The sequence below is a fragment of the Microcystis sp. T1-4 genome, assembly GCF_000297435.1.
Classification (GTDB): domain Bacteria; phylum Cyanobacteriota; class Cyanobacteriia; order Cyanobacteriales; family Microcystaceae; genus Microcystis.
Genome location: NZ_CAIP01000216.1, coordinates 1 through 11,425, shown reverse-complemented (window position 1 = coordinate 11,425; position 11,425 = coordinate 1). Strand labels below are relative to the sequence as shown.

General features: G+C 43.0%; 11 protein-coding genes and 2 pseudogenes. 5 read left to right on the top strand and 8 right to left on the bottom strand.

Annotated features, from left to right (window positions below; all coding sequences use genetic code 11):
- The coding region (locus MICAI_RS13640; RefSeq protein WP_071989059.1) for a DUF5615 family PIN-like protein at positions 1–339 on the top strand (339 nt) is incomplete at its 5' end.
- A gap of 138 nt (positions 340–477) precedes the next feature.
- Here MICAI_RS13640 and MICAI_RS13635 read toward each other — a convergent pair.
- On the bottom strand, positions 478–795 hold the full coding sequence (locus tag MICAI_RS13635) for an XRE family transcriptional regulator (protein WP_008202964.1): 318 nt from the start codon (positions 793–795) through the stop codon (positions 478–480).
- Entirely contained in the window at positions 792–1,133 is a 342-nt protein-coding gene (locus MICAI_RS13630; RefSeq protein WP_039900160.1) for a type II toxin-antitoxin system RelE/ParE family toxin, read from the bottom strand. The genes MICAI_RS13635 and MICAI_RS13630 overlap by 4 nt, the downstream gene beginning before the upstream one ends.
- A 227-nt stretch (positions 1,134–1,360) precedes the next feature.
- On the opposite strand from MICAI_RS13630, the gene MICAI_RS13625 reads away from it, so the two are divergent.
- The 3 genes from MICAI_RS13625 to MICAI_RS13615 all read left to right on the top strand — a co-directional run bounded on the left by MICAI_RS13625 (position 1,361) and on the right by MICAI_RS13615 (position 2,360).
- On the top strand, positions 1,361–1,612 hold the full coding sequence (locus MICAI_RS13625) for a hypothetical protein (protein ID WP_002791108.1): 252 nt from the start codon (positions 1,361–1,363) through the stop codon (positions 1,610–1,612).
- Positions 1,613–1,698: 86 nt separating this feature from the next.
- Positions 1,699–1,950 carry a hypothetical protein gene (locus MICAI_RS13620; RefSeq protein ID WP_008202961.1) on the top strand — a complete coding sequence of 84 codons (252 nt, stop codon included), beginning with the start codon at positions 1,699–1,701 and terminating at the stop codon, positions 1,948–1,950.
- Positions 1,947–2,360, top strand: a complete 414-nt coding sequence (locus tag MICAI_RS13615) for a type II toxin-antitoxin system VapC family toxin (RefSeq protein ID WP_002797269.1) — start codon at positions 1,947–1,949, stop codon at positions 2,358–2,360. Before MICAI_RS13620 ends, MICAI_RS13615 begins: the two co-directional genes overlap by 4 nt.
- Before the next feature lie 15 nt (positions 2,361–2,375).
- On the opposite strand, the gene MICAI_RS13610 is transcribed toward MICAI_RS13615, so the two are convergent.
- The 3 genes and pseudogenes from MICAI_RS13610 to MICAI_RS27900 all read right to left on the bottom strand — a co-directional run.
- Positions 2,376–3,689: a tetratricopeptide repeat protein gene (locus MICAI_RS13610; protein ID WP_008202958.1), complete on the bottom strand. Its 1,314-nt coding sequence runs from the start codon at positions 3,687–3,689 to the stop codon at positions 2,376–2,378.
- Positions 3,690–3,707: 18 nt separating this feature from the next.
- A pseudogene (locus tag MICAI_RS23985) lies at positions 3,708–4,273 on the bottom strand (IS30 family transposase); the annotation flags it as partial.
- Between the two features lie 98 nt (positions 4,274–4,371).
- A pseudogene (locus tag MICAI_RS27900) lies at positions 4,372–4,479 on the bottom strand (helix-turn-helix domain-containing protein); the annotation flags it as partial.
- A gap of 219 nt (positions 4,480–4,698) precedes the next feature.
- Between MICAI_RS27900 and MICAI_RS13600 the strand changes: the two are divergent.
- Positions 4,699–5,235 (top strand): deoxycytidylate deaminase, encoded by a 537-nt coding sequence (locus tag MICAI_RS13600; protein WP_008202954.1) that lies wholly within the window; start codon positions 4,699–4,701, stop codon positions 5,233–5,235.
- Positions 5,236–5,323: 88 nt separating this feature from the next.
- Here MICAI_RS13600 and MICAI_RS13595 read toward each other — a convergent pair whose 3' ends face one another.
- The 3 genes from MICAI_RS13595 to MICAI_RS13585 all read right to left on the bottom strand — a co-directional run bounded on the left by MICAI_RS13595 (position 5,324) and on the right by MICAI_RS13585 (position 11,104).
- Positions 5,324–5,794, bottom strand: a complete 471-nt coding sequence (locus MICAI_RS13595; protein ID WP_008202951.1) for a DUF29 domain-containing protein — start codon at positions 5,792–5,794, stop codon at positions 5,324–5,326.
- Positions 5,795–6,406: 612 nt separating this feature from the next.
- Positions 6,407–10,579, bottom strand: coding sequence for a DEAD/DEAH box helicase (locus MICAI_RS13590; protein WP_008202949.1), 4,173 nt, complete (start codon positions 10,577–10,579; stop codon positions 6,407–6,409).
- Positions 10,580–10,633: 54 nt separating this feature from the next.
- Positions 10,634–11,104, bottom strand: coding sequence for a DUF29 domain-containing protein (locus tag MICAI_RS13585; RefSeq protein WP_008202947.1), 471 nt, complete (start codon positions 11,102–11,104; stop codon positions 10,634–10,636).
- Positions 11,105–11,425: the final 321 nt, after the last annotated feature.

Genomic DNA, 11,425 nt, shown 5'->3' with positions numbered 1-11,425 from the left:
ATTTCTCTGCGTACAGTCTCATGGTTAAGAGAACAAGGTTATGATGTCGTTCATCTTCGAGATGAAGGCTTACAAACTTTATCTGATCAGGAAATTCTTGCCAAAGCAAAAAGAGAAAAGCGGATAATTTTAACTGTAGATCTAGATTTTTCTCAACTTCTCGCTATTAGTGGTGATAATTTACTAAGTGTCATCCTATTCGGTTTAGGCAATGAAAACTACAATCTAATTAATCAGCGTTTAACTATAGTTTTACGAGATTGTACAAAAGCATTAAAGACGGGAGCAATTGTGTCAGTAACAGATCGTATTTTTCGGATTAGACTTTTACCAATTTAAGATTTTTGCTTTATAGCTTTCATGGAGTCTTCCCGTTAATTCCATCTTAAATATTGTGTTCCAAAAGCGAACACCTTTATTATTGAGTACAAATTATAACATTGGCAAATAATCTCCCTGTCCTCTGTGTCTCTGTGGTTAATTACACTTCGTTTCTGAATAGTCACCAATAATTATAGGTTCTTTGTTGGGAATTTTGACAATTCCACCTAAGGCGTTAACTACTTCGCGCAGTGTATTTAGCTCTAGATTTTGCTCTTGTTTAAGTTTAGGTACTATTGATTGCTGTACTTCAAGATGCTCTGCCAATTCTGATAAAGATAAACCTAGTTTTTCCTGCAAATACTTAAGCGTAAGTTCCTCCAGATAAATTTGGGAAGCTCTTGCTTTAATAATTGCTTGTCGTTCTCCACAAAGTTTATTAAATTCTTCCGAGAAGTTGGTATATTCTTTCATGACTTTTCTTCCTTAAGTTTTTCCAGATATTTTTGATAACGTTGATCTGCTATAGGAATATTTTCTTTGTACCATCTTTTGTTACCTGACTTGTTCCCCCCAACAAGTAAAATTGCTTGTCGATGAGGATCAAAGGCAAATAAAACACGCCAAGGTTCACCTTTATACTGAATACGAAGCTCTTTCATATTCTTAAAAGAAGCTCCTTCAATGGTATCAACTCGTGGTCTCCCCAGTGCTGGTCCAAGTTTCATCAATACAGTTAAAACAGCAAATACTTCATTTTGAAGTCCCTGTTCTTGTTGATAAAACCAGAACCTAAAATCTGGATCAAATATAATATTCTATTCCATAAATATAATATAGTCTGTACATAAAATAATGTCAAGCTTTCAGTTAAACATTCGGCTCTCTTGCCATCATCATTATAAATTATAACATCGGTGAATAATCTCTGTGTTCTTTGTGTCTCTGTGGTTAATTACCCTCGATAATCTCCGTACCTCGCTCCAACTCGAAAATGCTATGATAAAAGTAACCTATTATCACTAAGGAACCTTTAATCATGACTAACTTAAACAATCATTCAACCTCTAACACATCCGAAGAGCCTGAGTTATCAATGGAAGAACTCGATGCTAAATGGGATGCACTAGAAAATGACCCAGAATTTTTAGCAAAACCTTTTTGGCAAAAAATTGTTGAGATTGGTAAAGTTGTTCCCCAATCAGAATGGCGAAAACACTTACCTACAGACTTTGCGCGTAATTTTGAACATTATATGTACGGCGCACCGAGAGAAGATGAGGAAGAATGAAACAAATTTTCGCAAAACATTTACCTGACCAGATAATTTAGGTTATCATTAACTTATTCTCTTTAATCTAAAAGGAACCTTTAATCATGACTAACTTAAACAATCATTCAACCTCTAACAGATCCGAAGAGCCTGAGTTATCAATGGAAGAACTCGATGCTAAATGGGATGCACTAGAAAATGACCCAGAATTTCGCAAAAAACCTTTTTGGCAAAGAATTGTTGAGATTGGTAACGTTGTTCCCCAATCAGAATGGCGAAAACACTTTCCCAGAGACTTTGCGCGTAACGCGGAACATTATATGTACGGCGCACCGAGAGAAGATGAGGAAGAATGAGAAAAATTTTCTTAGATACCTTCTATTTAAAAGCGTTAGCTGATAGAGGAGATAATGCTCATAGACTTGCTATAAGTATGGTAGCAAGACTGGGTAACTTTAGAGGTGTTACCAGTGAAATGGTTCTGACAGAATTACTCAATGCTTTATGCAGTAGAGGGGAATTTTTGCGTAAATCAGCTATTCGTCTAACTCATGATTTACGCAATGACAGCAAAACCATAATCATTCCCCAAACCAGTGAACAATTTCAGCAAGCTTTTGATTTTTACCAAAGACGATTAGATAAAGGATACAGTTTAACTGATTGTGCTTCCATGCAGATTATGAGACAACTGGAAATCTCTGAAATATTAACCTTTGATAAGCATTTTCAGCAAGAAGGATTTAGCGCATTACTCAGAGAATAGTCACTAAACTTTACTTCACTTTAATTTTTTTCTCGCTTCATATAACCATTGTTCTTCCTCTGTATTAATTTCCCTCCCTTGAGCTAAATTAAGACATTTACGCCAATTTTCCTGAGATAATTTCTTGTCTTCTTTTTCTAAAAGTTGAGCATAAATACAAAAAGCAGCACCGGGATTGCGGATAAATTTCTGATAAGCTGGATTTTCAGCGATACCAATAGCAACTAAAAGATTAGGAACTGCATCTTCACTGCGATTTTGCTTAAATCTGGCCCAGCCTAGATTTTTATAAATACTATATTTTTGTACTGCTAAATTGCGTTTCTCCTCTTCAGTAAATTGGTCTAGTTTTTCATCTTTTTCTGCTAATAATCTCTTAGCTTTTTCCAGTAACTCTACTGCTTCTGCATTCTTATTATCGCGCAGATACCAATAAGCGAGATTATTATAAGCATCTATAAAACCACCTTTTGCCGCAATTAAATAGTGTTTCTTCCCATTAGTCAAATCCTGTAACTCTTCATAAAGTGTTGCCAACTTATAATGAGCATCTAGATTATCTGGATCTAACTCAATCGCTTTTAAATACTTCTCTTCGGCTGAAGCTAAATTAGGAAATTCTTGACTTGCTGGCGGAGGAGATTGTAAACGGTTGCCTTCTTGCTTATAAAACTCAGAAAACCAAGAGAAATTTAGATAAATTCCCAAGAGAATAGCAAAGACTATTACTGTTACAGAAAACTGTATTTCTTCATACCAATGTTCAGCAATCCCAAGCAATTTCATTAACTTAACAAAACCCTTCTGGCGCGTCCGTGTGAGAGCATTTTCAGTTTGTAATAAAGAAATGAAAGTCGAAAAAATAACACCTCCTATTTCTAGCAAACCTGAACCACCACTAAGAAACCGAGTAGCAATCGTTCCGATTAATGTAAAATTAACCCCTAATAAAACCAGTTTACCGCTTCTCAATAGCCAATCAAAGCGATTGCAAGGATGCAGAGATTCCCTACTTTCTAAATGCCACCACCAAGCCTGAGCAGACATAGGTAAAGTCTCCCGATATTCAGCTAAGTCAAGAACTTGAGTAATTTTGTAACTTTTCTGTTTTAATCTATTATCTTGTTCGATTAATTTTGACGACATATCAACGGAAATTTCCGCCTCAGCTTCCATTTGTTTATGAAGAGCATCTCTGGCGGCAATAATTTTTAAAGCCTGTGCTTTTTTCAGAGATTTATTATGAGAAGTATCTAAATAATTTAGAGCATTCTGGTAACGCTCTAAAACCACTTGAAAGGGGTTCGGCGCAGGTGCAGGAGAATTCATATTATACAATCCGCCAATTCAAGTCTGAATTGCATCACTGTCTGATCTACCTTCACAGAATACCTCATTCGGGGTAGGATAGTCAAGACATTTTCGAGGACGATTATTAATTAAGTTTACGGCTCTTTTTATCTGCTCTGGTTTAAGGATTTTCTAATGCGTTCCCTTGGGAAAATTGTCTTAATGGTCTATTATTAGGCTCGTTTAATCCCCTTTCCCAAGAATGATAAGGAGTAGCAAAATAAAAATCTGAGCCTAGTGTCTGGCTCAACTCTTGATGTCCATAAAATTCTTTGACCTTGTCACAAGTAAAGGTTTTTCTTTGGTCAGGGGGAATCTCTGGGAAAAGTTTTTCGGTGACAAGGGTTGATTTCCGATGCGGTTTTGTTTTTGACCAATCCTGCTACTAGAAATTTCGAGGCTTTGTCTATATATGCAACGAGAACTCCTAGATGATTTCCTCCAATCATTGTGTCACTTTCCCAATGAACGATTGCGGTTTTCTGGTCAGCAATTGCTGGTCGCTCGCAGATATCCACAGGACTAGGAATCCGTCCACGTTTACTTTTTCCTCCACGGCTCGGCTGAGCGTTCGACAAAAGCTCACGCCGAAGTCTCACGGCCGAAGCCTTTTGCCTTTTGCCTGTCCTGATATGTAGCTTATACTCAACGGATTTAGTATTAATTCCCGTGATATCGTGCTTTGATGACATCCGAGCCAGAGATCCATTTGCCGTTGAGATAAATTTCCCTCTTGACTAAGTTGGTAGAGCGGGTTTCTTTGTTCTATGTTAAGATGTTGAGGGCTTCGTTTTTAGGTCTGATTTGTTTTTGTATTGATCAGACACTACCTGATGAGCCTTTCTTTGTCAACTTTTGAGGTTGATGCGTTTCATTTTTGAATTGGCGTTATTAACCTGATCCCGTTCCTAACTTTTAGAGGTTATCTAATGATAAGCTATCAGAGATAACCCCCTCTTTTTCGCTTTTTCTAGCTTGGTATGAAACCGTGATCAACTCTGAAGAAAAAAGACCGACTTGGGACGAATATTTTTTAATGATCGCTAAATTAGCCGCCACCAGATCTACCTGTTTAGCTTTTCCCGTCGGTGCGGTAATTGTCAAAGATCGGCAGGTTTTAGCTACGGGGTACAATGGTTCTCCATCGGGAACGGTTCATTGTACTGCCCAGGGTTTTTGTTATCCCGGTTTGGGAACCTGTCGAGAATCCGGAGAAATTCCCTCTCGGGCAATTCATGCCGAAGCTAATGCGATCGCTCAAGCGGCCAAACACGGTATTTCTACCCAAGGCGCTAGTATTTACGTTACTTTAGAACCCTGTATTTCCTGTTTAAAACTAATTATTTCTTCGGGAATTAAAGAAGTTTTTTACGAAGCGGATTTTAATAGTGGGACAAAAGCCATGTTAAGGGATTCTTTTCTGGAAACGGGGATTATTAAATATAAAAAGATTTATTTATCAGAAGCAATGGCTAATCATGCGGCCTTATTCTTATTAAATCCCATTTTGATCGATCTCAGGTAGTTATCCCAAGGATGCTAATTACTAGGAAAAGTCTCTATCTCTAGGGTAGATAAAGTTAGTTGAATTTGGATAAAATAGCGAAAATTTTTTATGGGTGGGTTTCCAGAAAAGGTTCGATATCGATGGGGAACCAATCCCCGTCTAATACTTGTTCGAGAGTGAATATAGACTCTAGGGGAATCGCATTTTTATCGACTATCCGCGCATTAATCAGGGATTTTCTGGCGGTTAAATAGGCTTTTTCCAAAGAATCGCGGGCGTGGTTGGCGAGGGTGGCACTATCTATTTTTTGTTCTAATTGCGCTCGGAAAGCGGCGATCTCCACTATCCAGTGACGGGCATTCTGTTCTTTTTCCGATTCCCAATAGGATAGTTTTAGCAGATGTTCAATTAAAACAGTTAATAAACTCGTTATTGCCTGTCTCTCGCTTTTTCCCATGCACTCCACCTCTTCGATCAGGTTTTCCCAGTCCACCCTGTCAAACTCTTTTCGCTTTAACAGTTCGGCGGTTTTTTCCGTCCAGAGAACAAAATCTTCCTCGTAGAGAGCGGTCATCATAGATTTATCTTCCCGACCGGGAGCGCAGGGTAATGGCTCGATTATAACCCTCGATCGCTATCCTCGATCCGCTTCTAGTGCGGGGAATTTTTGCCAAGTTAGAGATTTATCCTGCAGCACAAGTTGTTCTTTTTGTCAAAAAAACTTTTCCTTTTTAACAAAAGTACACAAACATTTTGATCAACGCTCTGGGCTAAAAAGGGGAGAAAGAGAGAAGGTCACTAATATTGTTTAAGTAGGCAGTGGGGATTGAGAGAGGGTTTCCAGGATGGCTCAACAGCTAAAAACACAAAAAGCACAGAAAAACCCATCATTGCATAGAGTAAAATTATACCAGAATCGCTGTAACTATTGCTATCTCGTCGATAAATAAAAATAATTCTCAATTAATTCTTGAGAAAAAATAAATATTGCCAAATGTAAATTGAAATCTTCTCAAGTATTAATGGTGTATTGATAAAAAATGCTTATATAATACCAAATCCTGTTTAAAAAGTATAAAAGAGCAGAGAGTGGGTAGCAGGGAGAAACAATTGATAACTTGGCAGTTAATCACACTATTAAAAACGGATTTGGTGTGAAACCGCCTTTCCCCTCTCCCGTGCGGTCCTACTATCCCTCGGCCATTAAGCGCAATAATTCGTCAGTGGATAGCTTGCCGCTGGCGTCGGTTCCCTCCAATAAACTATCGGCGAGATCGCGTTTATGGTGGTGCAGATCGACGATTTTTTCCTCGATCGTATCCTTGGCCACTAAGCGATAAATCGTCACCGGACGTTTTTGGCCGATGCGGTGGGCGCGATCGGAGGCCTGATCCTCCACTGCGGGATTCCACCAGGGATCAAGATGGATAACATAATCGGCCGCGGTGAGATTTAATCCTGTCCCCCCAGCTTTTAAACTAATTAAAAATACGTCCCCTTCCCCCGCTTGAAACGCTTTCACCTGTTTCTGCCGATCGCTGGCTGGGGTACTACCATCGAGGTATTGATATTTTATCTGCCGTTGCTCGAGATAACTGCGGACAATCGCTAAATGATCGACAAATTGACTAAATACCAACGCTTTATGCTGATTATCCAATAAATCATCCAGAATTTCCCCGAAACGGGACAATTTCGAGCCGGCTAAATCCAAATCTGGAGCCACTAACTGCGGGTGACAGCAGGCCCGGCGTAATTTCATGATCTCTGCCAGTACCTGGAGATGTTTTGCCCCGGCGGTACTGTCACTCTCGCTTAATTTCTCCAAAGCGCGCCGCCGTAAGGCCTCGTAAAACGCCTTCTCCTCGACGCTTAACTCGATCGGGACTAAAATCTCGGTACGGGGCGGTAATTCCGCCAGAACTTGGTTTTTGGTGCGCCGGAGAAGGAAAGGCCGCACCAGTTTTTTTAACTGTTCGCGAGCGGTTTTATCGCCGTATTTTTCGATCGGGGTGGCGAAACGGCGATCAAAACTTTCCAAGGATCCCAACAATCCGGGGTTAATAAAACGGAAAAGATTCCATAATTCCCCTAAATGATTCTCGATCGGTGTTCCTGTGGTGATTAGTTTAAAATCCCCCCGCAGATTCATCGCCGCTTTCGATCGCTTGGTGGAGAAATTCTTAATCGCTTGGGCCTCATCGAGAACGATTGTCCGCCATTCTACCCCGGCCAACATGGTGGCCACTTCTTCCTGCTGTAATAACCCATAGCTACAGACCAACAGATCAAAAGGTTGCAGTCGATCGAGTAGTGCTTGCCGATCGCCTGTTCCCAATTGGATGATATTTAAGGTAGGTGCGAACCTTTCCGCCTCACTAATCCAGTTCAAACATACTGAAGTAGGAGCGATCGCTAAAGTCGGTCCCTCCGAGGCGCGGGTAAGGATCACTGCCAGGGCCTGTAAAGTTTTCCCTAATCCCATATCATCGGCCAAACAGGCCCCGGCCCCCCACTGGGCCAGCCTAGCTAACCAGCGAAAGCCTTCCAGTTGATAGTCGCGCAATTCTGCCTGTAGAGTTGAGGGGACTTCTGGGGTAAAATCCTGACTCTCCTGAAAGCGTTGTAAATTATCGCGCCAACGTTTATCGGCCTTGAGTTGTCCCACTTCCTCGCTGAGTTCCGAGAGAATCGGGGCAGCGAAGGGATGAAACCGCAAACCGTCGCCGGACTTTTCCGAGAAAGCGCGCATTTCCTGTAACCGTTCCCGAAATGCCTCGGTTAGGGCGAGAAATTGACCATCTCCGAGGGGAATAAACCGCCCCGGCGATCCCTCTAGCAATTTCATCAACTCCTGCATACTCAGGACTGATTTCTCCTCTAGGTGCAGTTCACCACTGACCGCAAACCAATCCCGTTGACTGTGGATATTTAGGTGTAGGTCCTGTAATCGCACCTGACGCGACACCCGCCATTTTTCCCCTTCCGGCCATTCCACGAGGACACTATCGCTTAATTCCCGCAATTCCAGCAGTAGATCTAGACAATCCTCTGGATTTTCTAGCCGCCATTCCCCATCTTCTTCCTCAAAACTGATCAGGATCGGACAAGAATCGATCGCTGTTTGGGCCAGTTTTTTCTCCAGGGCTAAATCCCTAGTTGTTTGCAGCCGTTCCCCCTCGATCTCGGCGATCACTGTTTCGCCCCCTTTTCCAGGCTGGAAATAGGGACCGGCTGCCCCAAAAGGACGGCTGAGAACCGCCACTTTTAGACCCTCCCCAGCCGGTAAGAGATGAATCCGGGGTTGACTATCGGCCGCCACTGACCGGGCTGCTTTTCCTCCGCCGATATCGGAATGTACTGTCACTATCCCGGAGAGGGAATTGATCGCGGCCAGGACTTTTTCCCGGCCCTTGTCGGGGACTTCTAGGCGGTTGCTTTTGCCGATAATGTCGGCGATGCTTCGGTGTTCTGGCTTGACTTCGATTACCTTAATGCGAGTGGGGGTTTCTTTCCAAATCAGCACTTCTTGGCGATCGCTGAGATCGGGTAGTAAAGAGAGGATTAATTTACCCGATTTTTCCTTTCTTACTCGCAATTCCGGTTCCCCGGCGACGATTTCTACCCGCGTTCCGGGGGAATCTTCCCAAAACACCAGGGGATGACCGATCAGTTCGATAATGGCCCGGCGCTCAAAGTGATACTCGTTCTGGCCATAGTAACTGGATTCCACGAAGATATGGGCGCAAATTTTCAGGTCTTGCGGGGTTAAATAGTCAATTTCCCCAGTTTTTCGCAGACGTTTCAGGGAGACGGGACGGCCACGACTCCAATTACCCCGCGCGTCGAGTTTTTGTTCTTTTGCTTGCAGGAAATAATCCTCGGAATGGATAGTGATAAACCAAGCAAGGCGGACGACGGGGTTAGATTTACCCGGGGTTGGTGTTGGCGCGCACAGATTAGTCAAGGCATTCAGGCACAGTTGCCAAGCTTCTTGGGGTTCGATCGCATCCACCAGGGGGGAAGGGAGATGCCAGTTTATAACCACCTCCGCTTCCGGCGCTCGATCGAGTCGGGACAGTAGGGCCCCGGTTTCCAGGGCTAACCAATGGTAGCCAGCCGCCTTGGCATCTTTGTAGAGGGGCAAGAGTAGGCGGGGCAGATGTTTTTTAGCGATGTCGCTACTCATCCAGTAGAGACAGATACTATAGAGAAGAGTCTCTAGACCCTGGCCCATTTGGTAGGGATTGATCGTCGCGTCGATGATTGCGTCTTTGGCCTGCATATCTCCCTGACGGGCAGCGATGATTTTTTCCAGACGGGCATAGATAGGACTGAAAGGATGATCGTTTTGACGCGTCACCCAATTGGTATAGCTGGCGGCTTCGGCGAGACGTTCGGGGGTTCCTTCTTTGAGGAGGGCGAAAATAAAGGAGAAGCCGCTAATTGAAGAAAAATAGATTTTTTGTTTTCCTTTAGCTTTTTTTAGGGCTTTAAGGGCGAGGGTGTATTCTTGGATCGCTTTGCTGTTTTTCCCCTCTAGAAAGGCAATCCAACCCCGGAGCGCTCCGATTTCTGCTGCTTGGCTTTCCGGGAAGGGGCGATCGAGATACCGACGCACTTTATCGCTTTGTCCTCGGATGATTGCCTGTTCGAGCCACAAATGGCCTTCGGAAACACTGGTCTGGTCTTGACAGAGTTCTTCTAGGAGGGAAAAAGCTCCATCGGCGCGAGTTATTTTTTCAAAAGCCTTGACAAGAATGCTATTTAGTGCTAGGGCTTGAAATTTGGTCGGTTGCGTCCGTAACCAATCCCCATCGAAGGGGTTATCGTAGATGAGAACCAGAAGGTCTTCCAGGCTGATTTTTGAGGAAGAATAGCTGGTTTTCTGATAATCGGCGATTTGTTGTTCGATCGAGTCGAAATCCTGACGATAGATGGCCAGACGGATTTCTCGGATTAATTGCTCTTTTCCCTGAAAAACTAGGCTTTCATCCCAACGAGTTCGGGGTTGCGGCAGTTTGTCCTTGATGATCTCGGCAAAACGCTTGAATTCCCCCTTGCTAACGCTATCACGGCTGGCAATCTCGACGAGGAGGGGATGACAGCGCGGCCCATAGCCTTTGTCCTGGATGATTACTTCCGCTTCTAGGAGGCGATCTAAATGGGATTTCAGGGTTTGGCCGTTAAATCGCCGGTTGTTCTCGTCGCGGTAATGGGCTTGATTTAAACAGTCTAGAAAAGTGCTGCGGGCGATCGGTTCATAGATTAGGGAAAAAAGACGGACGATCACCTGATCGAGTGCCGATAATTGTTGGTAGCGTTCGATGAGTTGGCGGCGGAGTTGCTCGATATCGTTCATATTCGGTTATATTCGCTGATAATCCTAATCTTTTGGCGGTGAGATGGCTGCAATTTATAGACGGGTTTCCAAAAAAGGTTCGATATCGATGGGGAACCAATCCCCGTCTAATACCTGTTGGAGAGTGAATATAGACTCTAGGGGAATCGCATTTTTATCGACGATTCTAGCTCTGATCAGGGTTTTTCTGGCATCGGAGTAGGCTGTCTCGAAAGTATCCCGCAGGTGATTGGTGAGAGTCGGACTATCTACCTTTCTTTCCAATTGAACCCTAAAATTGGCGATTTCTTCGAGCCAATGACGGGCATTCCGTTCTTTTTCCGATTCCCAATAGGATAGTTTCAGGAGATGGATTAATAATTGAGTTAACAAACTCTCTACAGCCCGTCTGTCACTTTTTCCCATGCACTCCACCTCTTCGATCAGGTTTTCCCAGTCCACCAGGTCAAACTCTTTTCGCTTTAACAGTTCGGCGGTTTTTTCTGTCCAGAGAACAAAATCTTCCTCGTAGAGAGCGGTCATCATAGATTTATCTTCCCGACTGGGAGCGCGGGGTAATGGCTCGATTATAACCCTCGATCGCTATCTTCGATCAGCTTCTAGTGCGGGTAATTGTTGCCAAGTTAGAGATTTATCCTGCAGCACAAGTTGTTCTTTTTGTCAAGAAAACTTTTTCTTTTTAACAAAAGTACACAAACATTTTGATCAACGTTATTGGCGATGTTATTTTGGGACTACAGGGGAAAGATAACCTCACTGCTAGAATTTAATTTTCAGACAAATAACCTCAGAGCAGAAATTATGACCTTTACACCAGCTATTGATCCAGATATTGAATACCCCGAC

Bases quoted from the DNA above. Each gene is read 5' to 3' on its own strand.
- MICAI_RS13635 (WP_008202964.1), bottom strand. From the start codon at position 795: ATGAAAGAATATACCAACTTCTCGGAAGAATTTAATAAACTTTGTGGA.
- MICAI_RS13625 (WP_002791108.1), top strand. From the start codon at position 1,361: ATGACTAACTTAAACAATCATTCAACCTCTAACACATCCGAAGAGCCT.
- MICAI_RS13620 (WP_008202961.1), top strand. From the start codon at position 1,699: ATGACTAACTTAAACAATCATTCAACCTCTAACAGATCCGAAGAGCCT.
- MICAI_RS13615 (WP_002797269.1), top strand. From the start codon at position 1,947: ATGAGAAAAATTTTCTTAGATACCTTCTATTTAAAAGCGTTAGCTGAT.
- MICAI_RS13610 (WP_008202958.1), bottom strand. From the start codon at position 3,689: ATGAATTCTCCTGCACCTGCGCCGAACCCCTTTCAAGTGGTTTTAGAG.
- MICAI_RS13595 (WP_008202951.1), bottom strand. From the start codon at position 5,794: ATGATGACCGCTCTCTACGAGGAAGATTTTGTTCTCTGGACGGAAAAA.
- MICAI_RS13590 (WP_008202949.1), bottom strand. From the start codon at position 10,579: ATGAACGATATCGAGCAACTCCGCCGCCAACTCATCGAACGCTACCAA.
- MICAI_RS13585 (WP_008202947.1), bottom strand. From the start codon at position 11,104: ATGATGACCGCTCTCTACGAGGAAGATTTTGTTCTCTGGACAGAAAAA.